The sequence below is a fragment of the Sphingomonas panni genome (assembly GCF_022664435.1).
GTDB lineage: Bacteria > Pseudomonadota > Alphaproteobacteria > Sphingomonadales > Sphingomonadaceae > Sphingomonas > Sphingomonas panni.
The window spans coordinates 554,603-576,832 of record NZ_JAKREU010000001.1 but is presented as its reverse complement, the minus strand read 5'-3'; the positions used below and the strand labels follow the sequence as shown (position 1 = coordinate 576,832).

The window sequence follows — 22,230 nt, the reverse complement described above, 5'->3', positions numbered from 1 at the left end:
ATTCCGCTACAGCCCCTTCATGTCGATCCCGCTGGCTATCCTGTTGTCCGCCGTGGCGATGACGCTGATCGTGGGCGTGCGCTATCTGCTCGCTTCCGCCGGCTTCGCCTTTGCGACTCGCGTGCGGCATCCCGGACTCTATCGCGGCCTCGATCCGCAGATCGCCAAGGAAATCCGCTGGTCGCTGCTGTCCGCCGCGATCTACGGCATTCCCGCCGGCATCGTCGCCTGGGGGTGGCAGCATCGCGGCTGGACGCAAATCTATGCGGACGTCCACGCTTGGCCGCTCTGGTATCTGCCGCTGTCGGTGCTGCTCTATCTCTTCGCGCACGACACATGGTTCTATTGGACGCATCGCTGGATGCACCGGCCGAAATGGTTTCGCATCGCCCATGCGGTGCATCATGCCAGCCGGCCGCCGACCGCATGGGCGGCGATGGCGTTCCACCCGATCGAGGCGCTGACCGGTGCTGTGGTAATTCCGCTACTGGTATTCGTCATTCCGATTCACATCGGCGCACTGGCATTGGTGCTGACGATCATGACGGTTATGGGCGTCACCAACCATATGGGCTGGGAAATGTTCCCGCGGTTTATGTGGGCGGGGCGATTGGGCGGCTGGCTGATTACCGCCAGCCATCATCAGAGGCATCATGAACGCTATGGCTGCAATTTCGGGCTCTATTTCCGCTTCTGGGACCGGTTGTGCGGCACCGATGGCGGCCTTGGCGACTTCGAAAAGGAACGTGCGCGTGCGGCGCGTCGCGCTGGCGGTGCTGGCGTTGGCCACGTTGCCGGGGGCGATGCCGACCGGCACGCTTGACGTCCGGGTCAGCGACCTGCGCTCGACCAAGGGCGTGATCCGCCTCTGCCTGACCGCAGACCCCAAGAATTTCCCCGGCTGCACCGACGATCGCAACGCCGTCACCCGCACCTTTCCCGCCGGCACGCCCGGCGTGCGGATCGCCGGTCTCGGGCGCGGCGATTATGCCGTGTCGGTGATCCATGACGAAAACAACAATGCGAAGCTCGACACCTTTGCCGGCATCCCGCGTGAAGGCTTCGGTTTTTCGCGCAACCCGGCGATCCGCTTCGGTCCGCCCAAGTTCAGCGCGGCGGAGTTCCCGCTGGCGGGTGATGTAACCATGCAACAGGTGCGGATTCGCTACCTTCTCTAGTAGAAATTGCGGACCGAAGTCGGTGGGTTAGCGTTACGGGAGTGAAATATCTTCCTGGAGCTACGCCCTTGCGCGCCATTTTCGCCGCCGTCCTGACCGCTGCCGCCTTCGCCACGCCTGCCCTTGCGCAGGATGCGGCCGGGCCGACGGTGCCCGCCTCCGCCGTTCCCAATGACGATACCGGCGGCGATTTCTATGTCCTCGGCCTCGGCGCCGCCGTGCTGCCGGACTATGAAGGGTCGGACGATTACAGCTTTTCGCCGGTCCCGGCCGCCACGGGCCGCGTGTCGGGGTTCAATTTCCTGCTGGCCGGCAACCGCGCCAGCGTCGACCTGATCCGCGACGGCGTCGGCCCGACCTGGGATTTCCAGGCGGGGCCGATCGCGGTCATCAACCTCAACCGCAACACGACCAAGGGCATCGACGACGCGCAGGTCCGCGCGCTGGGCAAGGTCGGCACCGCCGTCGAGCTGGGCGGCTATGTCGGCATCGGCAAGACCGGGGTCATCACCTCGCAATTCGACCGGCTGTCCGCCTCGCTCAGCTATCGCAAGGACGTGGCGGGCGGCCATGGCTCGACCGTCCTCGCGCCCACCGTCACCTATGTCACGCCGCTGAGCCTGAAGGCGATCGCCGGCATCTTCGTGTCGGGCGAGCGGGTCGGCGAAGGCTATGCCGACAATTATTTCTCGATCAATCAGGCCCAGTCGCTCGCCAGCGGCCTGCCGATCTACAACGCGCGCGGCGGGTGGAAGAACTGGACGCTTGGCGCGATCGGCGGCCATTCGATCAGCGGCGACCTGCGCTCGGGCTGGCAGCTGTTCGGCACCGTCGTCTATCGTAAGCTGCTGAACGACTTTGCCGACAGCCCGATCGTCGCGCGCAACGGGTCGAGCAGCCAGTGGCTGGGCGCGGTGGGCGTCGCCTACAGCTTCTGATGAATCGTCGCGGGGGCGCCGCCAGCGGTTGACCCCCGGCTTCCTTCCGTTACTCTCCTGCAACAACAGGGGAGCCGGGGGATGATGGAACACTTCATCGCACCGGAGGCGGTCGTTTTCACGGCGGCATGGGTGTTGATGCTGCTGATCGGCATGATCGAGGCAGTGGGGCTGGGCAGCAGCGGCCTCGATCTCGATCTGGACCTCGATTCCGGGCTGCTCGACTGGCTCGGCGTCGGGCGGGTGCCGTTGCTGGTGCTGCTGGTGGCCTTTCTGGCCGTGTTCGGCGGTGTCGGGCTGGCCGGGCAACAGGTGGCGCAGGCGATGACCGGCGCGTTGCTGTCACCGTGGATCGCCATTCCCGCCGCACTGGTCGTGGCATTGCCGCTGACCTCGGCCGTCGCCCGACTGCTCGCGCGCCTGTTGCCGCGCGACGAAACCACTGCATTCGAGGTCGACGATCTGGTCGGGCGTACCGGCATCGTCACCGTCGGCCGCGCCGCCGCCGGATCGCCCGCGCGCACCCGCGTCCTCGACCCCCATGGCCAGCCGCATCATGTGCTGGTCGAACCCAACGACTCCGCCGACAGCTTCGTGGAGGGCGACACCGTGCTGCTCGTCCGGCGCGAAGGCTCGTCGTTCCGTGCGATCCTGCACAGCTCCCCCCGCCTCACCGACTGGATGGAAATATGACCGACATCGTGCCTGCCGGCGTCAGCGCCGTCCTGATCTATGCCGGCGTGCCGCTGATCGCGCTGATCGTCATCGGCATCGTCATGGCCCGCCTCTACAAGCGCGCGTCGAAGGAAATCGCGTTCGTCCGCACCGGATTCGGTGGGGAAAAGGTGGTGATGAACGGCGGCGCGCTGGTGCTGCCGGTGCTGCATGAGACGATGCCGGTCAATATGAACACGGTGCGGCTGGCGGTCGAGCGGCGCAACGGCGACGCGCTCATCACGCTCGACCGGCTGCGGATCGACGTGCGGGCCGAATTCTACGTCCGCGTGCGCCCGGATCGCGAGGCGCTGGCCACCGCCGCGCAGACGCTGGGCCAGCGCACCATGCACCCCGAAGCGCTCAAGGAACTGGTCGAGGGCAAGTTCGTCGACGCGCTGCGCTCGGTCGCGGCCGGCATGACGATGAACCAGCTGCACGAACAGCGCAGCGAATTCGTGCAGAAGGTGCAGCAGGTTTCCTCCGCCGATCTCGCGATGAACGGGCTGGAGCTGGAAAGCGTGTCGCTGACCGGACTCGACCAGACGTCGATCGAGCATTTCAACGCCAACAACGCGTTCGACGCCGAGGGCCTGACCAAGCTGACCGAGCAGATCGAACTGCGCAAGAAGACGCGCAACGACATCGAACAGGATACGCGGGTCCAGATCGAGGCGAAGAATCTGGAGGCGTCGCGCACCTCCTTCACCATCGCCCGCGATGCGGAGTTCGCCCGGCTGGAGCAGGAGCGCGAGCTGGAGGTGCGCCGCGCCGAACAGGCGAGCGAGATTGCGCGCCAGCAGACCGATCGCCAGCGCGAGGCCGATCAGGCGCGCATCGCCGCCAAGCAGCAGACCGACGCTGCCCAGATCGAGGCCGACCGTGCGATCCAGGAAGCGCGCATCGCGCAGGAACAGGCGCTGGCCATCGCCCGGCAGGAACAGCAGATCGCGGTGCAGAACAAGAGCCGCCAGGAAAGCCAGGCCAAGGCCGAGGCGGATCAGGCGCGCGCCGAGGCGGTCGCGGCCGAGGAACGGGTCAGCACCGCACGCGAAACCGAGGTGGCGGAGCGTCAGAAGCGCATCGAACTGATCGACGCCGCGCGCGAGGCCGAACGCGCCGCCATCGCGATCAAGGTACAGGCCGAGGCGGAGGCACAGGCCGCCGCCGACCGTGCCGCCGCGCTGCGCGCCGCTGCCGAGGGTGAGGCGGAGGCCGAGAAGCTGCGCGCCGAGGCCAGCCGCGTCCGGTTCGAGGTGGAAGCCGCCGGCCAGCGCGCGGTGAACGAGGCGGCGAACCTGTTGTCGAACGAACAGGTCTCGCTCCAGACGCGCCTTGCCCTGCTCAACGTCCTGCCCGAACTGGTGCGCGAGGCGGCCAGGCCGATGGAGGCGATCGACAGCATCCGCATCGTGCAGGTCGACGGGCTGGGCGGCGGGTCCGGCGGTGTCGCCACGGCGGGCGCTCCTTCGGCCGGCGGCGGCGGCGGCGACGGCAACCTCGCCAACGCTGCGGTCAGCGCGGCGCTACGCTATCGCGCACAGGCGCCGGTGATCGACGGTTTGATGAAGGAACTGGGCTTCGACAGTGCGACGCTGGACGGCCTCGTGAAGGGCGCTGCGGCCTCCCCTGCCGAACCGGAGGAATGAGAGGGGGCATGTCCGCCGGACGATGGCGGACGCGTATGCGGCACGGGTAATCGGCGCACGCGCAATAGGCTTTGACACCCGCTTATAATCCACTATTGCGACGCAATCGCATTTGGGGGATCGTATGCAATATGGGTGTCCGGCCATGATGGCCCTGCTGATGTGCGCGCCGGCAGCGGTCGCCCAGACCGTCGCTTCGCCGCAGGACGCAGCGAATGGCGACGACATCGTGGTCACGGCGCAGCGGACCCGCAGCGGCATCGTGGCGTCCGGTCATCAGGTGACGACGATCGATCGGGAGGAGATCGAACTCGCCCGCACCGCGTCGGACACGCTGTCCACCATCCTTGCCAAGACCGTGCCCGGCCTTGCGGATTCCAGCCGCACGATCACCGATTTCGGCCAGACGTTGCGCGGGCGCGGGGCGCTGATCCTGGTCGACGGCGTGCCCTACAACACCAACCGCGACAGCGCCCGCAACCTCATCGCCCTCGAACCCGCCAGCATCGCGCAGGTGCAGGTGCTGCGCGGCAGCAGCGCGATATATGGCAGCGGTGCGACCGGGGGCATCATCGCGATCAACACCCGCCCCGCCGGCGGGCCGCTCCGGGCGGAGACGGTGCTGGCGGGTAGCGGATCGCTGTCGAACCTCACCAGCGACAGTCTGGGCGGCCGGGTGCAGCAGTTCGTCTCCGGCTCGGCGGGTATGCTCGATTTCATCGTCAACGGCGGTTACCAGCGGATCGGCGGCGGGTTCGACGGCAATGGCGATCGCCGCGCGCCCGAACCCAGCCAGGGCGACCTGTTCGACAGCAATGTGTGGAATATCGGCGGCAAGGCGGGGCTGCGGCTCGGCGGGGCCTATGTCCAGCTGTCGGCCAGCCATTACCGCGCCGACCAGCAGACCGACTTCGTGTCCGATCCCGCGGTCGACCGCCTGCCGGCCGGCAGTGCCGCCGCCCGGCCGCTGCGCGGTATCCGCCTTGCCGAGCAGAACCAGCTGCACAGCACGGTGGTCACGGCCAACCTCGCCCTGCGCGACATACTCGGCAGTCGCCTGACGCTGCTCGGCTTTTATCGCGAATTCTTCTCGCGCTACACGCCGTTCGACGCGCGCGGCATCGCGACGCGCGGTCGCAACGTCGATCAGGTGACGCAGAACAGCCAGGTCCTTGGCGGGCGACTGACGATCGAGACGCCGCTGGCGGAGCGGACCTCGCTTACCTGGGGCGGCGACCTTGCCCGCGAACGGAGCGACATGCCGCTCGATATATTCGATCCCGCCGCCTATGACGCGAGCCGGGGGCTGGTGTTCAACCGGACCGCGACCCTCCTCTACATGCCGGAACTGACGACGCTGACCTATGGCGGCTTCGTCCACGCGCAGCACCGTTTCGCCGACTGGTTCGCCATCGAAGGGGGCGCGCGCTACGACCGTGCCCGTGCCCGGTTCGACGATTTCGTGCCATTGTCGCAGCTGCGCGCGACGCGGCCCGGCACGATCCCCGGCGGCACCATCTCCTATGGCGCATGGACCTTCAACGGCAGCGCGACGGTGACGCCGGTCGCGGGGCAGGATGTCTTCGCGACCTTTTCGCAAGGGTTCCAGCTGCCGGATATCGGGCTGCAGCTGCGCAACGCCAGCCCCGGCTTCGATATCGGCAATTCGGACCTGCAACCGGTACGGATCGACAGTTACGAGCTGGGCTGGCGCGGCCGGTTCGGCACCGTGCGCATGACCGCGTCGGCATTTCGCACGACATCCGAACTGGGCGATGTGCAGAGCCTCAACAACGGCCTGATCCTGGTGCGCACCGCCGAGCGGATTCGCGGTGTCGAAGGGTCGCTCGACGTCGGCGCACCGGCCGATCCCATCCGGGCCGGCGCGACCGCGACCTGGATCAGCGGCCGCGAACGCCCCGCCAACGCCACGGCGTCGCGCCCGATGACCGGCTATCGCGTGCCCCCATTGAAGGTCACGGCCTATGTCGAGGCGACGCCGGTCGACCGGCTCGACCTGCGCTTTCAGGGGCTGCTGTCGGGCGACCGCGACTATCGGCTGAACGGGGTACAGAGCTTCGGACGTCGCAAGGTCGAGCAATATGCGGTGTTCGACGTAACCGCCCGCTGGCGCGCGACCGATCGGGACGTCATCACGGCCGGGATCGAGAACCTGTTCGATACCCAATATTTCCCGGTGTACAGCCAGTTGCTGCGCAGCAACCTCAACAGCAGCCGCGTGCCTGCCAACGGTGCCACGTTGACGATCGGCTATCGTCGCAACTGGTGAGGGCGACCGGGTTCGGGGGGAGCGACGGCCGGCTCCAGCGCATTGATCGCCGCATGGACCCGCGCCTCGATCTCCTCGCGCGGCAACCCCGCCGGGATCGGATCGAGGAAGCGGATCGTAATCACCCCCGACCGGCTGGCCCCCTTGCGCGGCGTACAGCGGCCACTGTCGAGCGCGACTGGCACGACGGGCATGTTCAGCGCCTTGTACAGCCCGGCGAAGCCCGAGCGTAGCGGCGGCGCCTCACCCACCGCGACCCGCGTGCCTTCCGGAAAGATCAGCACCGACCGGTTCTCCGCCCGTGCGACGGCCGCTTCCTTCAGCATCTGGCGCAACGCCTTGGACGAGGCATCGCGGTCGACGCCGATCGCGCCATAGGCCTTGGCGGTCTTGCCCCAGAAGGGCATGTCGATCAGCTCGCGCTTCATCACGATCAGCGGGCCGTCGATCCGCTGCGCCATCTCCAGCGTTTCGAACATCGCCTGATGCTTGACCGCGAACAGATAGGTGCCGGGCGGCCGTTGGCCCTCCACGCGGACCCGCACGCCCAATATCCAGCGGGCGAGGAAGCGGTGGACGCGGATCCACACATGGGCATGGACGTGCATCGCCGGCCGCCCGAACCTGGCCGATAGCGGCGCGCTCAGCACGATCGGCACCGACGCGCCGTAGAACAGGACGCGGAACAGGATGGTGCGGACCCACGCGATCACAGGTCGATCCCCAGCCGCATCACCAATCCCCGCACCAGATATTTGTTATATTCGCCGAACAGCAGCGCGAAGCCGGGATTGGCGGTGACCGGATCGCGCACGACCTCGACCGAATTGCCCAGCGCATGGCGCAGCTCCATGGCGGCCCGCGCCATATGCCAGTTGGAGGTGACCAGCCGGACCGAGCGATAGCGGTTGCGCCGGACCCAGTCGGCGGTCTCGTCGGCGTTCGACCGGGTATCCACCGCCTCATGGCCCAGATCGACGCAGCAGCGGAACAGCCGGCGCGGCGCACCGTTGGCGGCGGCCAGCTCGCCCGGCCGCACGTCGGGATCGACGCCGGTGACCAGCATCCGCTTCGCCTCGCCACGTTCGATCACGGCAAGGCCGCGCTCGATCCTTCCCGGCCCGCCGGTCGGCACCACCACGCCATCGGTGCGGCGCGGCTGGGCGAGCGGGGTCGGCAACGTCACCGAAAACAGCGCAAAGCCCAGCGCATAGAGCAGCAGCGCGACCGCGAAGATGCGCCCCATCACAATACCCCCGCCAGCCGCCGCAGCACGGCGATCCGCGCCGCCACCATGGCCAGCGCGGTAAAGGCAAGCGGGAGCGCGCCGATCGCCACCCAGTCCAGCGGGGCCAGCGCGACGCCATCGACCAGCTGCGATTCGAGCGTCGCCATCCGCTCGCCCAGCGCCACGACGACCAGCGCGCCGGCCAGCGCGCCGATCAGGCCGCCGGTCAGCGTATCCTGCCCGATCCGCCGCTGGAACAGGCGGGCGATCTGAAGGTCGGTCGAACCCAGCATATGCAGGATGTCGATCGTTCCGCGATGCGTATCAAGCCCCGCCCGCGCAACGAGCAGCACGACGGCGGCGGTCGCGCTCGCCATCACCAGCACCAGTCCGAAGGCGGTAAGCCCGATCGCACCGACGAAGCTGCGCACCGGGGCCAGCCAGGTCGCATGGCGGTCGACGCGGATGCCGGCACCGACGCCCCGGGCCAGCGCCTCCACCCGCGCCACCGCCGCGTCGTCGCCGGTCCGCAGGTCGACATCGATCATCGACGGCATCGGCAGGTCGGCGTCCAGCCCCGCTTCGCCCAGCCATGGCCGCAGCATTTCGGCCAGCCGGGCACGATCGACCTCGGTCGCGCGGGTCACATCGGCCGACGCCTTCAACCGGGCGAGCAGGCGCACGACTTCCGCATCGCGCGTCGCGGCGTCGCCCTCGATGACCTGCACCGTCAGCCGCGCGGCGAGTTGCCGGTCGAGCGCTCCCCCGGCGTTGCGGGTGGAGAGACCTAGCGCGGCGCTGAGCGTCGTCAGGAAGATCATGATCGCCATGATCCACACCATCGCGCGGCGCCCCTGCCGGTCGTCGAGCAGCGGCTGCGTCGGCGCACGCCCGCTCATGCGACCCCCGCCGCGACCGGATCGACCAGCCGCCCGCGATCGAGCAGCATCAGCCGCGCGTCCGGTACCCGGTCGAGCAGATGGTGGTCGTGCGTCGCCATCACGACGGTCGTCCCCAGCCGGTTGAGCGAGGCGAACAGCTTTAGCAGCCGTTCGGCCATGTCGGGATCGACATTGCCGGTCGGTTCGTCGGCGACGAGGATTTCGGGCCGGTTGATGACCGCGCGGGCGATGGCGACGCGCTGCTGCTCGCCGCCCGACAGCGTCGGCGGACGCGCATCGGCGCGGTCGGTCAGCCCGACCCAGGCGAGCATCTCCCCCACCGGTTCGGCGATATCCTCCTCCGGCATCCCCGCGACGCGCAAGGGCAGCGCGATATTGTCGCGCGCCGACAGATGCGGCACCAGCCGGAAATCCTGGAACACCACGCCGATGCGCCGGCGAAAGCCCGGCAGGCGGCTGCGCGGCGACGTCACCATATCCTCGCCGAACAGGCGGATCACCCCCCGGCTGGGCCGTTGCGACAGGTAGAGCAGGCGCAGCAGCGACGTCTTGCCCGCGCCCGATGCCCCGACGAGGAAATGGAAGGTCCCGGCGCTCAGCGAAAAGCTGACGTCGCTCAGCGTTTCCGGCTCCTGGGCGTAGCGAAGACCGACATTTTCGAACTGAACGATGCTGGCCACGGGCGCCCTTGCTTCCACCGGTCCTTGTGCCCATCGCACAAGATCGGGCGAGGGCGCAATTGTCTCGCGCGCCGCGCAATCGCGCCTTGCCATGGACCGGCAAGGCGCTTTAGATTCAAGGCTGGATTACAGTCGCGCCCAGTTGGCTCCGCATCGTGGCGGCCCGGCGCGGCCCATGCAGGGGGCAGGGGACGATGATCCTCGAATGTACGCAATGCCATATGCGCTATCTGGTCGCCGATTCGGCGATCGGCCCGGCCGGGCGCACCGTGCGTTGCGCGGGATGCCGGCATAGCTGGTTCCAGCCGCCGGCAATGCTCGATCTGGGCACCACCGCCGCCGTCACCCCGCCGCCCGAGCCGGCGCGGGTAGCCCAGCCGGCGATGGCCGACACGGTCGCCGAAGCGCCGCGCCCCCGCACCGTCGCGCCGCCGCCTGCCGCCGCCGCGCCGGACGTACCCTATGCCGAAGCGCCGCGCCCCGCGCCGCTGCGCGCGCGCAGCACCGAACCGCGCCGCTATGTCGATCCGGAGGCCGAACGCGCCGAGCGGGGCGAACCGATCAACGCCTTCGCCCATCAGGCACCGTTCGTGCCGCGCCGCAATCCCGCGCGTCGCCGCACCGCCATCGCGGTTGCCGCCGGCGTCGCGATGCTCGCCGCGACCGGGGGCATCCTCTATACCGGCACGCCGGGTATCGCCGAGCAGCTTGGCCTGCCGATCGCGTCGGGGGCCAGCGACGCGCTGAAATTCGCGATCAACACGCCGGAGCGCCGCCTGCTGTCGAGCGGCAACGAACTGTTCGCGGTGTCGGGCCGGATCATCAACGAAACCGGCAGCCGCCAGCGTATTCCCGACATTCGCGCGGTGCTGAAGGACAGCCAGAACCGCAGCGTCTATAGCTGGACGATCCAGCCGCAGACGCGGGTGATCGGGCCGAGCGGGAGTCTCAGCTTCAACAGCGCCAAGCTGGACGTGCCGGCCAATGCCAAGGAACTCGAACTGAGTTTCGCGTCGGGGTTGTAACGGGGTTCGACGTTACGCACCGACCTTGGCTCCATCGTTACCCTAGGCTCGACCCGGGGGCCCGCTTCTTCCTCTTGCGGCCGATAAAAGCGGGACCCCGGATCAAGTCCGGGGTGACGTAGAAAGATACGCTTACGCCGCGATCGGAAAGCGTAGCAATCGGTCCTCCAGCGCGATCAGCGCTTCCGCCCCGGTCCCCACCGCCCGCACGATCTCCGGGTGATGCGCGTCCAGTCCGCCGGTCAGCGACCCGAAGGCGGGCAGGATCAGCTTGGTCGCCGTCGCCACGAAACAGCGCCGCGACACGCCGCGCCCGCGCAGCTTGAGCCGCAGCTTCGGGTGGAAATGGCCCGACAGCTCGGGGCGCATCTCCGCCGGATCGGCTTCGTGGCGCAGCACCACGCCGTCGACCACCGCTTCGTCGACCACCCGTCCGCCGCAATGGTCGGCGACGATCCGGTCATGGTTGCCGGTGATCCACGTCCAGTCCGCCCCGCCGGTCAGCGCGCGCAGCCGGTCCTGCGCTTCCCCCGACAACCGGTCGCACCCGCCGCTATCGTGGAAGCTGTCGCCCAGGCACCAGATTTCCGCCGGCCGCGTCCGCGCGACCACCGCCTCGATCCCGGCCAGCGTTTCCAGCGTGTCATAGGGCGGCAGCATCTGCCCGAACTGCGCGAACCAGCTCGCCTTTTCGAAATGCAGGTCGGCCAGCAGCAGCACGCGCCGCGCCGGCCAGAACAGGGCACCGGCGGACAGGGCGTCGAAGGCGTGGCCGGCGAACGAAAGGCGAACCATGGCGTGGCTATAGCGCAGGCGTCGTGGCGCTCAAGCCATGGGGGTGTAACGATCGAAAATGCGGCATGACCCAAAGCCAATCGTCACCCCGGACTTGATCCGGGGTCCCGCTTCTTCCCGCGACCAGAAGAAGAAGCGGGACCCCGGGTCAAGCCCGGGGTGACGGTATGTGTAAGCACCCCCGCTCTTACAACCACATATCCACGACATGGATCGCCAGCCCGACCATGCCGCCGACCAGCGTGCCGTTGATGCGGATATATTGCAGGTCGCGGCCGACCGCATTTTCCAGCCGGCCGGTGATGGTCTGCGCATTCCAACCGCGCACCGTGTCGGACACGAGGCGCACAATGGCATCGCCATAATCGGCAACCCCGCCCACCGCCGCGCGGCGGACGAAGCGGTTGACCTTGGCCTTCAGCGCCGGATCGGATTGCAGCGTCTGGCCGAGCTGGCGCATCGCCTCGCCGATCGGACCGGCCAGCGCCCGGTCGGGATCGCGGGCGGCGCGCAGCATCCCGCCGCGAATCTTTTCCCACACCCCCATCCACCAGCCGGCGAGCGCGGGATTGTCGATCAGGTCGTTCTTCAGCCGCTCGACCTTGGCCTGCATCTCGGGCGAATGCTGCAGGTCGTGCGCCAGCAGTGCCAGACCTTCATTAGCCTTGGCGCGTAAGGGGTGGGCAGGGTCCTCGGCGACCTCGGCCAGCATCTTGTGCAGACCCTTCACCACCGACGTCGCCAGCGTTTCGTCGAGCCCGGTCCAGCGCAGCACCGCGCCGGCACGCTTCTGCACCATCGCGCGGACCAGATCGTCATTGGCGTCGAGCGTCTTGGACGTCCAGCGGATGATCGCGTCGACCAGCGGCAGATGGCGGTCGTCTGCGATCGCTGCTTCCAAGGTGCGGCCGAGCGCCGGCGATACTTGCATCGCGCGCAGGCGGTTGGCCAGCGCGCCGCGCACCATCGTCCCGAACTGGTCGGGGTCGAGGCCCTCCAGGACGTTGACCGCCAGCCGTGACGCGCCGTGGCGCAGCCGGCCGCTGCGGGCTGCCGGATCGGCCAGCCACTTGCCCGCCGCGCCCGCCGCATCGACCCGGTGCATCCGCCGCGCGACGACGCGGGCGGTCAGGAAATTGTCGCGCAGGAACGCGGCCAGCGTGTCGCCTATCCGGTCCTTGTTGCGCGGGATGATCGCGGTATGCGGGATGGGCAGGCCGAGCGGGTGGCGGAACAGCGCGGTGACCGCGAACCAGTCGGCAAGGCCGCCGACCATCGCCGCCTCGGCAAAGGCTTGTACGAAGCCCCAGGCGGGATGGACCCCCTCCATCCGCCGCGACAGCAGGAACAGCGCGGCCATCGCCACCAGCATGAAGGTCGCTAGCCGCCGCATCCGGCGGAGCGGCGCAGGGGCCGCGTCGCCGGCACGGGCGATGCTGAAGGAAGATGCCATCCCCGAAACAATCGCCGGATGGCCGGAAAGTTCAATAGAGGCGCGTCGATCTACGCCCCATCATGAACGTCACCCCAGCGCAGGCTGGGGTCTCCGGCGGCTCCTGCTGCGTGCTGTCACCGGGAGACCCCAGCCTGCGCTGGGGTGACGCTTGTGGTTGGGGGACGGCTGGCTGCTACTCCGCCGCGGGCAGCGACTTCGGCCCTTCGCCGGGCGGCAACGGTGCCCCGGGCTTGTGATCGATGGCGAGACCATCGGCATCGCCCGGCCGGTAGGTGAGCAGGCGACGCGACAGGCGCGGGCCGATCCAGCGTTCGAGGCCGACCGCGAGGCTGAACGCACCCGGCACGATCAGCAGCGTCAGCAGCGTCGACAGCGTCAGGCCGCCGATGACCGTGATCCCCATCGGCGCGCGGAACGATCCGTCGCCCGACAGCGCCAGTGCGGTCGGCACCATGCCCGCGACCATCGCGACCGTGGTCATCACGATCGGCTGCGCGCGCTTGTGCCCGGCATCGAGGATGGCGACCTCCTTCTCGACGCCCTTCTCCATCTCTTCCAGCGAGAAGTCGATCAGCAGGATCGAGTTCTTGGCGACAATGCCGAGCAGCATCAGCAGCCCGATATAGACCGGCATCGAGATCGGATTGCCCGAGATCCACAATGCCAGCAGCCCGCCCAGAGGCGCGAGGAACAGCGACCCCATGTTCACGAACGGCGGCATCACCCGCTTGTAGAGCAGCACCAGCACCGCGAAGACGAGGAAGATGCCCGAAATCACCGCGACGATGAAGTTCTGGATCATCTCACCCTGCCACTTCGCCTGACCCACGGTCAGTTCGGTGACGCCGAGCGGAAGGTTCTGCATCGTCGGCAGCGCGTGGATCGCCTTTTGCGCGACGCCGGTCACCACGCCGGGGGCGAGGTCGGCCCCGACGACCAGGCGACGCTGCTGGTTGATGCGGTCGATTTTGGTCGGGCCGGCACCGAAGCCGATATCGGCGACCACCGACAGCGGCACCGACCCGCCATTGGCGGTCGGCACGGGCAGGTTCTGGATCGTCGACAGCCGCGAGCGGGCATCCCGCGACAGCGCGACGCGGATCGGAATCTGCCGGTCGCTCAGCGAGAAGCGCGCGCTGTTCTGGTCGATGTCGCCCAGCGTCGCGATGCGGATCGCTCCCGACAGCGCGGCGGTGGTCACGCCAAGGCTGGCGGCAAGGTCGCTGCGCGGGCGGATGATGATTTCCGGCCGCTTCAGATCGCCCGACACGCGCGGTGCGACGATCATCGGCAGCTTTTCCATCTCCTTGACCAGCTTGTTCGCGGTTTCGTTCAGCAGGACCGGATCGTCGCCGCCCAGCGTGATCGACAGGTCGCGGCTCGACCCGCCCCAGCCGAACTGCGACCGGAACGACACCCGCGCATCGGGGATCGCCGCCAGTTGCGGGGCGAGGCCGCGTTCGAACTCGGTGCTCTTGACCGACCGCATCGCCGCGAACGACTGGTCGTCCATCAGGCCGAAGAAGTGGCGCACGCGTTCGCCGAATTTCGGCTTCTCGATCAGTTCGGCGGTGACGCGGCCATTGCCGGCATAGCTCGACGAATAGACCGATTTGACCAGCGGCTGCGACGCCAGCAGCTTCTCGACCCGCTTCACGACGACGGCGGTCTGTTCCAGCGTGGTGCCCGGCACCATTTCGACGGTGGCAGTCACCCGCTCGCGATCCTGCGGCGGCTGGAACGTCTGGGGCAGGACCATGAACATGACGACGGTCAGCGCCAGCGCGACGACGCCGGCGACGATGGTCGACCAGCGATGGCGCAACGTCCAGCGCAGCACGCCCATATAGCGATCCATCAGCCAGCCCTCACCATGGCTGGCCGACCCGTGCGCCTTCAAGAAATAGGCGGCGATCATCGGCGTGATGAGGCGCGCGACGGCAAGGCTCATCAGCACCGACGCGACCACGGTCAGGCCGAAATTCTTAAAGAACTGGCCCGAAATGCCCGGCATCAACCCGACCGGCAGGAAGACCGCGACGATCGCCATGGTCGTCGCCAGCACGGCGATGCCGATCTCGTCCGCCGCGTCGATCGATGCCTGATAGGCGGATTTGCCCATGCGCATGTGCCGGACGATATTCTCGATCTCCACGATCGCATCGTCGACCAGCACGCCTGCGACCAGGCTGAGCGCGAGCAGCGTCATCTGGTTGAGCGTGAAGCCGAGCATGTCCATGAACCAGAAGGCGGGAATCGCCGACAGCGGGATGGCCAGCGCCGAGATGACGGTCGCCCGCCAGTCGCGCAGGAAGATGAAGACGACGATGATGGCGAGCAGCGCGCCTTCGTACATCGCGGTCATCGCCGAGTGATACTGGATCTCGGTGAACTTGACCGAATTGGACAGCAGCGCGAAGCGGACCTGCGGGTTGCGCTTCTGCAGGTCGGCGAGTTTCTTTTCCGCTTCGTGGAAGACGGTCACGTCCGACGCGCCCTTCGCCCGCTTGATGTCGAACGCCAGCACCGGGCGGCCGTTATATTCGGCGCGGCTTTTCGGCTCGGCATAGGCGTCGCGGACTTCGGCGATATCAGCAAGGCGGACCGAACGGCCACCCGCGACCGGCACCTGCGTCTGCGAGAGGGCATAGGCGGTGGCGGCATTGCCCAGCACGCGGACCGATTGCTGCGACCCGGCGATCTCCGCCTGGCCGCCGGCCGCGTTCAGATTGACCTGGCGCAGCGCCTGGTTGACCTGGGATGCGGTCAGCCCCTGCGCCTGCAACCGGGCGGGGTCGAGCGTGACGCGAATTTCGCGGTCGACGCCGCCGACCCGCTCCACGGTCGCCATGCCGTCGATCGACAGCAGTTCCTTCGACACGGTATTGTCGACATACCAGCTGAGCTGTTCCGGCGTCATGTCGTCGGCGATCGCGGTCCAGGACGCGATGTCCGAATCGGTCGTGTTCGCGCGATAGACCTGCGGTTCGAGGATGCCGTCGGGCAGCTGGCTGCGAATCTGGTTCACCGCCTCGCGCACGTCGTTGACCGCGCGGTCGATCGGCGTGCCGATGTCGAGCTGGATGACGGTGGTCGAGGTGCCTTCGGTGACGCTCGATTCGATCTGGTCGATGCCCTGCAGCGCGCGCACCGCCGCCTCGACCCGCTGGGTCACCTGTGTTTCGAGTTCGGTGGGGGCGGCGCCGGGCTGGCTGATGACGACGATCGCGACCGGGAATTCGATGTCCGGGTCCTGGTTCACGTCCATCCGCATGAAGCTGACGATCCCGGCGATCGTCAGCGCGAGGAACAGCACCAGCGGCGGCACCGGGTTGCGGATCGACCAGGCCGATATGTTGCGAAAGCCCATGGCGCTATTCCTTGCGTGCGGGCGCGGCGGCGGCGCGGACCGGCACCACCTGCTGCCCCGGATTGAGGAACGCGCCGGCACTGGCGACCACACGTTCGTTGCCCATCAGGCCCGACGCGATCAGCGCGCCTTCGTCCGAAACCTCGGCCACGCGGACGTCCTGGCGCACGACCTTGTCCTGCGCGTCGAGGACATAGACATAGCTGCCCTTGTCGTCGCTCAGTACCGCCGATTCGGGTAGCAGCGGCGCGGTCGACGCACCGGCACCGATCCGCGCGCTGGCGAAGCCGCCGGGACGCAGGGCGGGGTCGTAGCCGAGCGCGATGCGGGCGATGCCCTGTCGCGTCTGCGGGTCGATGATCGGCGACACCTGCCACACCTGCCCCTTGAACACGCGGGTGTCGCCGACCGGTACGACCTCCGCCGGCACGCCCGCGCGGACGGTGGCCAGATCGGCCTCCGACAGCTGGGCGCGCATTTCCATCTGCCCGCCCATCGCGATGCGGAACAGCACGCCGCTGCCGCCACCGATCACCTGACCCGGTTCGACGGCGCGGGTCAGGACGAGGCCGGCAGCGGGGGCGCGGATGTCGAGGCGACGGTTGCGCGCCTGCGTCTCGGCCAGCTGAGCCTGCGCCACGCTGACCCGCGCATTGGCGGCGTCGCGGGTGGCGGTCTTGCGGTCGATATCCGCCTTCGACACGAACCCGCGCTCGACCAGCTGCTTCGACCGGTCGAGTTCGGTCTGCGCGATCTGCGCATCGGCGCGGGCGACGCGCACCTGCGCGGCCAGCGACTCGGCGGTCTGCGCCTGTACCGAACGGTCGACCGTGGCGAGGACTTGTCCAGCGCTTACCCAGCTGCCCGGCTCGACCAGCACCCGGGTGACCAGACCGCCTTCGCCGACGACGCCGACCGGCATTTCCCGCCGCGCGGCGAGCGATCCGGTGCCGGTCACGGTGCGCATCACCGTGTCGCGGCCGGGGGTGACCACCGTCACCTTGGGCAGGGCACTGGCCGGGGCGGCCGCGGCCGGTCCCTTCGCCGCCGTCGCGTCACCGCTCTTGCGACCAAAGGCCCAGAAGGCACCGACCAGGACCAGCAGGATGACCACGATCCCGACGATCACCGCCCGGCGGCGCGACCGTGGCGCAGCGTCCGGTCCGGTCAGCATGGGGCGGTCTCCCGCGATCGACGTCGATTCGTAATTCATCCACCCCATCCTATTGGAGGCCCCCAGCCTCGACCGCGCTGTATTATCTCAATACAGCACCTTTCTCAAGCATACACATCGCGTTTTTCGATAAGAACGACAAGCCTCGCATCGTTTGCGTTCAGCGTGCGTTTTGACGCGGACCCGTAACGACCCGGATCGTTGCGATTGTATTCGAAAGGGAAATGCCGATGCTCCGTTCCGCCCTGATCCTGGCCGCCATCGGTGGCGCGCTGCCCGCCGCCGCGCAGCAGGTCGCGCCGCTCGCCGCCCCGATCCTGACCGATGCGACGCTGCTGGACGTCGTGGCCGAAGGAAAGGCGACGCGGGTGCCCGATATCGCGACGATCCGCGCCGGCGTCGTCAGCCAGTCGCCGACCGCCGCCGCCGCGCTGTCGGACAATGCGCAGCGCATGACCCGCGTCGTCGCCGCGCTGCGCAAGGCAGGCGTCGCCGAGCGCGATATCCAGACCGCGCAGATCCAGCTCCAGCCGCAATATCGCTATGCCGAGAACCAGCCGCCGGCGATCACCGGCTATCAGGCGAGCAACAGCGTGTCGGTCCGCTTCCGCGACGTGGCGAAGAGCGGGTCGATCCTCGACGCGCTGGTGGCGCAGGGCGCGAACCAGATCGACGGCCCGACCCTGTCGGTCGATGCCGCCGACGCGGCGCTGGACGAGGCGCGTACCGATGCGATCCGCCGCGCACGAGCGCGTGCCGAACTCTACGCCAAGGCGGCGGGGATGCGAGTCGACCGCATCGTGTCGATCGTCGAGAATGGCGGGGACCAGCCGCCGATCGCGGTACCCATGATGGCATCGGCACGGATGGTGAAGATGCAGGATTCGACCCCGCTTGCGGCGGGCGAACAGGACCTCACCGCGACCGTGTCGGTGCGCTTCCTGCTGCGTTGACGGAATCGTCTCCGTTGCCCCGGCGTACGGCCGGGGTGACGGGCGACGATGGCTTCAACCCAGAAATCGCTCGGCGACATTGGCCGGCACGCGCACCAGCCGTCCGCTTTGCCGGTCCAATACCGCCCAAGTCGTGCGCGCATCGACCTTCACCCTGCCGTCCTCGCCGGTGAAGCGCATCAATCGGTCGAACCGGGCACCGCGTGGCGCTTCGCCGACCCAGGTCTCCGCCGTCACCGTTTCCCCGGCGGCGACATTGCCGCGATAGTCGATCTCGTGGCGGGTGATGACCCAGACATAGGCCGCCTGCTGTTCGGGGGTCGCTACCGCCATCCAATGCTCGACCGCGACGTCCTGAATCCAGCGGACCCAGACCGCATTGTTCACATGGCCGAGTTCGTCGATATCGTCCGGGCCGGCGGTGATCGAACGGGTAAAGCGGGGGGCGGTCATTGCGGGACGGTCGGCTCCGTTCGCGGACGGGGCTTCAGGCCGCTGTCCGAAATCCGCCATGCCCGCTGTTCGGCGGTCGCGCCATCGATATCGCCGGTCCGGTGCAATGTGACCGGCCCGGCCATCGACACCGGGGTGCCGTCGCGCAGCTTGCCGCTGACCTGCACCGGTATCTGGATATAGCGTTGCCCGGCCCCGGCATCGATCCGGCCCGGCGTGCCGATCGTCGCGCGATATTCGGCATATTTCGCGAAGGACTGGGCAAAGGCCGCCTGCGACATGCCGGACGCCTGTCCGACGCCCTGCCACAATCGCCAAGCATCGCCGTAGCGCTTGTCGCCGATCGCTGCGAAATAGTCGCGCACGACCTGCGCCGCCTCCGTCGCGCCCGGTTCGGCCATGGGCGAGGGAGCGGGGGGCGGCGCGGAGACGCCGGGAATGCCCTCACCCGCCGGCAGGGTGGTCGCGGGCGTCACCGGGGTCGGCGAGCCAGCGGCGGGTACCGGTTCGGCCGGGAAGGAGGCATTCGCCGCCGCATCGTTCCCCGCCGTCTCTCCACCGCCGCATCCCGCCAGCAAGAGCGCCAGCGCGGCTCCGCCCGCGATCCTCATGGGTTGATCGCTTGCCCGTCGGTATCGTTCAGGTCACCATCCTCGGCGAGGTTGTCCTCGTCGAAATCCTCCTGCAACTCGTCCTCGGACTGGTCGCCCTGTCCGGTGATCGTCACGTCCTCGTCCTCTTCGGCGACTTCGTCGTCGACCATGGCGAATTCGTCCTCGTCCTCGTCGTCGGACATGCCCAGATCGGGTTCGAGGTCGGTCAGGATCGTGCCGTCGCTCGGCCCGTCACGCGTCGCTTCGAGGATTTCGGCGCGCTGGCTTTCGTCATAGCCATCCTCGTCATAGCCGTCGTCGCCGGTACCCTGTCCGCTCACCTGATGCCCGCCCATTACGCGTCTCCTGTTGGTCTCAGGCAGGGGAAACCCGTGGGCGGCGGGGCGGGTTCCTACCCCCGGCGGAACAGCCGGCCATGTTCGGTACGAAACACGACGAGCAGCGCGATCAGCCCCAGCCCCAGGAACCCGCCGTACAGCGGCACCGTCGTCCCGTCGAACGACTGGCCGATGATGGCGCCCAGCACCGCGCCGGTCAGCATCGACGCGAACCCCTGCAACGACGATGCGGTGCCGGCGATCGTGCCCATATTCTCCATCGCCATCGCCGAGAAATTGGAGGTTGCGAGGCCGAAACAGGCCATCATCATCGCCTGCAGCACGATGAAGCTCGCCAGCGACTCCAGTCCGGCCAGCGTCACCGCGAGATGGACGGCGGCCACGGCGATCAGGCCCAGCAAGGCGGCGTGCGAGATCAGCCGCGTACCGAACCGCATCACGATCCGCGAATTGAAGAACGATCCCGCCGCCATGGTACCGGCAACGCAGGCGAAGACGATGGTCAGCAGCTTGGGCCGTTCGAACGTCACGTCCATGATCTGCTGGATCGACCCCACAAAGCCGAACAGCCCGCCCTGCAGCAGCGCGGCGGCCATGGTGTAGCCGACCGCATAGCGATCGCGCAGCACCATGCGATAGCCCGCCAGGATACGCGCCGGCTCCAGCGGCTGTCGTTCGGATTCCGGGAGCGTCTCCGGCATCCGCAGCACGAACCAGGCGAGGATGATCGCGGTGACGATCGCGATCCCGCCGAAAATCCAGCGCCATGATGCAAAGGCCAGCACCAGTTCACCGAACGACGGTGCCAGCACCGGCGCCGCCATGAAGAAGATGAAGGCGAGGCTCATCACCCGCGCCATCGCCCGGCCCGAATAACAGTCGCGCACCAGCGCCACCGTCACTACCCGCGCGCCCGCGACCGCGGCGCCGGAGGCGAACCGTGCGATCAGCAGCAGCACGAAGCTGCCCGACACGGCCGCGACCAGGTTGGTGATCGCACTGGCGATCAGGCCGAAGATCAGCACCGGTCGCCGGCCATAGCGGTCGGCCAGCGGCCCATAGGCCAGCTGCGCGACCGAAAAGCCGATCAGGAACGACGTGATGACGAACTGGCGGCTATTGGGTTCGGCGACGTCCAGCGCCGCACCGATCGCGGGCAGCGCGGGCAGCATCGAATCGATCCCCAGCGCGGTCAGCGCCATCAGCGCCGCGATCAGCGTCACGAACTCGCCGAAGGGCAGCGGGGAGCGGTCGGCGGAGGGCGGCGGCGCGAGTGTTTCGGCGGGGGATTCGATGGTCTGGGACATAACGCCGCCTCCATGGCCCATGTCGTCCGCCGGGTCACGCAAAGGATGACCCTGTTCGTCCGCGCGCAGCACGTCTATCTTCATCGTTTGTACCCGTATCTTTCAGGATTTCAGACCAATGGCCGACACGCCGCTTTCGCAGGTTCCGCTGATTTCGATGGCGCAGGCGGAGCAGGACCCCGACGGCTTCGCCCGCGATTTCGGCGAATCGTTCCAACGCTTCGGATTCGCGATGGTGTCCGACCATGGCGTCGACCAGGGCGTGATCGACCGCGCCTGGGCGATGACCAAGGCGTTCTTCGATCTGCCGGAGGAGGAAAAGCGTCGCTATTTCGTCGAAGGCGGCGGCGGTGCGCGCGGCTATACCCCGTTCAAGACCGAGATCGCCAAGGGCGCGACCCATGTCGATCTGAAGGAATTCTGGCATGTCGGTCGCGAACTGGCCGCCGGCCATCGTTATGGCGACGTCATGCCCGCCAATGTCTGGCCCGACCGGCCGGAAGGATTTCGCGAAGCGTTCCTCGACCTGTTTTCCGCGCTCGACGCGGCGGGCGACCGGCTGTTGTCGGCGATCGCGCGCTATCTTGGGCTGGAGCCGAACTGGTTCGACCGCGCGGTCAAGGACGGCAATTCGGTCCTGCGTCTGCTCCATTATCCGCCGGTTCCCGCCGACGCACCCGAAGTCCGCGCCGGCGCGCATGAGGATATCAACCTCATCACCCTGTTGCTGGGTGCGGAGGAAGCCGGCCTCGAACTGCTCGACCGCGATGGCCGCTGGCTGCCGGTCGCACCGCCGCCGGGTGCGATGGTCGTCAATGTCGGCGACATGCTGCAGCGGCTGACCAACCATGTCCTGCCGTCCACCACCCACCGCGTCGTGAACCCGGCACCGGAACGCCGCGGCCATTCGCGCTATTCGATGCCGTTCTTCCTCCACCCGGCACCCGATTTCCTGATCGAGACGCTGCCGGGCTGCATCAGCGAGGAACGCCCGAACCGCTACCCGACGCCGATCAGCTCGCACGACTATCTGTACGAGCGGCTGGTCGAGATCGGTCTCATCAAGAAGTAACGTATGGCCGTCATTCCCGCGAAGGCGGGAATCCATTGCCGCTGCCGTTTCGACTCTTTCGATACCTTTGCGTATATGGATCCCCGCCTTTGCG

At 68.0% G+C, this 22,230-nt stretch carries 21 protein-coding genes; 9 read left to right on the top strand and 12 right to left on the bottom strand.

Translation table 11 applies throughout. From position 1 onward, the window contains the following. Window positions 1-19 precede the first annotated feature (19 nt). The 6 genes from MF609_RS02865 to MF609_RS02840 all read left to right on the top strand — a co-directional run bounded on the left by MF609_RS02865 (window position 20) and on the right by MF609_RS02840 (window position 6,769). On the top strand, window positions 20-823 hold the full coding sequence (locus MF609_RS02865; protein ID WP_242415162.1) for a sterol desaturase family protein: 804 nt from the start codon (window positions 20-22) through the stop codon (window positions 821-823). After that, window positions 753-1,178, top strand: a complete 426-nt coding sequence (locus tag MF609_RS02860; protein ID WP_242414791.1) for a DUF2141 domain-containing protein — start codon at window positions 753-755, stop codon at window positions 1,176-1,178. Before MF609_RS02865 ends, MF609_RS02860 begins: the two co-directional genes overlap by 71 nt. A 68-nt stretch (window positions 1,179-1,246) precedes the next feature. Further along, window positions 1,247-2,116, top strand: a complete 870-nt coding sequence (locus MF609_RS02855) for a MipA/OmpV family protein (protein ID WP_242414790.1) — start codon at window positions 1,247-1,249, stop codon at window positions 2,114-2,116. Window positions 2,117-2,197: 81 nt separating this feature from the next. After that, window positions 2,198-2,809: an OB-fold-containig protein gene (locus tag MF609_RS02850; RefSeq protein WP_242414789.1), complete on the top strand. Its 612-nt coding sequence runs from the start codon at window positions 2,198-2,200 to the stop codon at window positions 2,807-2,809. Beyond that, window positions 2,806-4,479, top strand: a complete 1,674-nt coding sequence (locus tag MF609_RS02845; RefSeq protein WP_242414788.1) for a flotillin family protein — start codon at window positions 2,806-2,808, stop codon at window positions 4,477-4,479. The genes MF609_RS02850 and MF609_RS02845 overlap by 4 nt, the downstream gene beginning before the upstream one ends. 145 nt (window positions 4,480-4,624) lie before the next feature. Beyond that, complete coding sequence (locus MF609_RS02840; protein WP_242414787.1) at window positions 4,625-6,769, top strand: TonB-dependent receptor; 2,145 nt, start codon at window positions 4,625-4,627, stop codon at window positions 6,767-6,769. Here the strand turns inward: MF609_RS02840 and MF609_RS02835 are convergent. From MF609_RS02835 to ftsE, 4 genes are read right to left on the bottom strand one after another with little or no spacing between them, the layout of a single operon-like run. Beyond that, window positions 6,751-7,482: a lysophospholipid acyltransferase family protein gene (locus MF609_RS02835; protein ID WP_336943862.1), complete on the bottom strand. Its 732-nt coding sequence runs from the start codon at window positions 7,480-7,482 to the stop codon at window positions 6,751-6,753. The two genes, MF609_RS02840 and MF609_RS02835, sit on opposite strands and share 19 nt — an antisense overlap. Then, window positions 7,479-8,018, bottom strand: a complete 540-nt coding sequence (locus MF609_RS02830) for a YdcF family protein (RefSeq protein ID WP_242414786.1) — start codon at window positions 8,016-8,018, stop codon at window positions 7,479-7,481. Before MF609_RS02830 ends, MF609_RS02835 begins: the two co-directional genes overlap by 4 nt. Further along, window positions 8,015-8,896: a cell division protein FtsX gene (locus tag MF609_RS02825; protein WP_242414785.1), complete on the bottom strand. Its 882-nt coding sequence runs from the start codon at window positions 8,894-8,896 to the stop codon at window positions 8,015-8,017. The genes MF609_RS02830 and MF609_RS02825 overlap by 4 nt, the downstream gene beginning before the upstream one ends. After that, window positions 8,893-9,579: a cell division ATP-binding protein FtsE gene (gene ftsE / locus MF609_RS02820; RefSeq protein WP_242414784.1), complete on the bottom strand. Its 687-nt coding sequence runs from the start codon at window positions 9,577-9,579 to the stop codon at window positions 8,893-8,895. Before ftsE ends, MF609_RS02825 begins: the two co-directional genes overlap by 4 nt. Window positions 9,580-9,773: 194 nt before the next feature. Here ftsE and MF609_RS02815 point away from each other — a divergent pair, with 194 nt between their 5' ends. Beyond that, entirely contained in the window at window positions 9,774-10,604 is an 831-nt protein-coding gene (locus MF609_RS02815) for a zinc-ribbon domain-containing protein (protein WP_242414783.1), read from the top strand. Window positions 10,605-10,736: 132 nt separating this feature from the next. Here MF609_RS02815 and pdeM read toward each other — a convergent pair whose 3' ends face one another. The 4 genes from pdeM to MF609_RS02795 all read right to left on the bottom strand — a co-directional run bounded on the left by pdeM (window position 10,737) and on the right by MF609_RS02795 (window position 17,438). Beyond that, window positions 10,737-11,399, bottom strand: a complete 663-nt coding sequence (gene pdeM, locus MF609_RS02810) for a ligase-associated DNA damage response endonuclease PdeM (RefSeq protein ID WP_242414782.1) — start codon at window positions 11,397-11,399, stop codon at window positions 10,737-10,739. Between the two features lie 187 nt (window positions 11,400-11,586). Next, window positions 11,587-12,852: a DUF445 domain-containing protein gene (locus tag MF609_RS02805; protein ID WP_242414781.1), complete on the bottom strand. Its 1,266-nt coding sequence runs from the start codon at window positions 12,850-12,852 to the stop codon at window positions 11,587-11,589. A gap of 175 nt (window positions 12,853-13,027) precedes the next feature. Then, entirely contained in the window at window positions 13,028-16,225 is a 3,198-nt protein-coding gene (locus tag MF609_RS02800; protein ID WP_242414780.1) for an efflux RND transporter permease subunit, read from the bottom strand. A 4-nt stretch (window positions 16,226-16,229) separates the two neighbouring features. Beyond that, window positions 16,230-17,438: an efflux RND transporter periplasmic adaptor subunit gene (locus tag MF609_RS02795; protein WP_242414779.1), complete on the bottom strand. Its 1,209-nt coding sequence runs from the start codon at window positions 17,436-17,438 to the stop codon at window positions 16,230-16,232. A 191-nt stretch (window positions 17,439-17,629) separates the two neighbouring features. Between MF609_RS02795 and MF609_RS02790 the strand changes: the two genes are divergently transcribed. Beyond that, window positions 17,630-18,352 (top strand): SIMPL domain-containing protein, encoded by a 723-nt coding sequence (locus MF609_RS02790; protein WP_419723046.1) that lies wholly within the window; start codon window positions 17,630-17,632, stop codon window positions 18,350-18,352. A gap of 54 nt (window positions 18,353-18,406) precedes the next feature. Here the strand turns inward: MF609_RS02790 and MF609_RS02785 are convergent, their stop codons facing one another. Genes MF609_RS02785 through MF609_RS02770 form a run of 4 tightly spaced genes read right to left on the bottom strand, consistent with a single transcriptional unit; the run spans window position 18,407 to window position 21,148 of the window. Further along, a complete protein-coding gene (locus tag MF609_RS02785; protein ID WP_242414777.1) occupies window positions 18,407-18,805 on the bottom strand; it encodes an acyl-CoA thioesterase in 399 nt (132 codons plus the stop codon). Further along, the gene (locus tag MF609_RS02780; protein ID WP_242414776.1) at window positions 18,802-19,416 is read right to left on the bottom strand and encodes a hypothetical protein; all 615 of its coding nucleotides are present in this window, start codon (window positions 19,414-19,416) and stop codon (window positions 18,802-18,804) included. Before MF609_RS02780 ends, MF609_RS02785 begins: the two co-directional genes overlap by 4 nt. Further along, complete coding sequence (locus tag MF609_RS02775; protein ID WP_242414775.1) at window positions 19,413-19,754, bottom strand: DNA primase; 342 nt, start codon at window positions 19,752-19,754, stop codon at window positions 19,413-19,415. Before MF609_RS02775 ends, MF609_RS02780 begins: the two co-directional genes overlap by 4 nt. 56 nt (window positions 19,755-19,810) lie before the next feature. Next, window positions 19,811-21,148 carry a multidrug effflux MFS transporter gene (locus MF609_RS02770; protein ID WP_242414774.1) on the bottom strand — a complete coding sequence of 446 codons (1,338 nt, stop codon included), beginning with the start codon at window positions 21,146-21,148 and terminating at the stop codon, window positions 19,811-19,813. A 34-nt stretch (window positions 21,149-21,182) separates the two neighbouring features. Here MF609_RS02770 and MF609_RS02765 point away from each other — a divergent pair, with 34 nt between their 5' ends. Beyond that, window positions 21,183-22,136 carry an isopenicillin N synthase family dioxygenase gene (locus MF609_RS02765; protein ID WP_242414773.1) on the top strand — a complete coding sequence of 318 codons (954 nt, stop codon included), beginning with the start codon at window positions 21,183-21,185 and terminating at the stop codon, window positions 22,134-22,136. Window positions 22,137-22,230 lie beyond the last annotated feature (94 nt).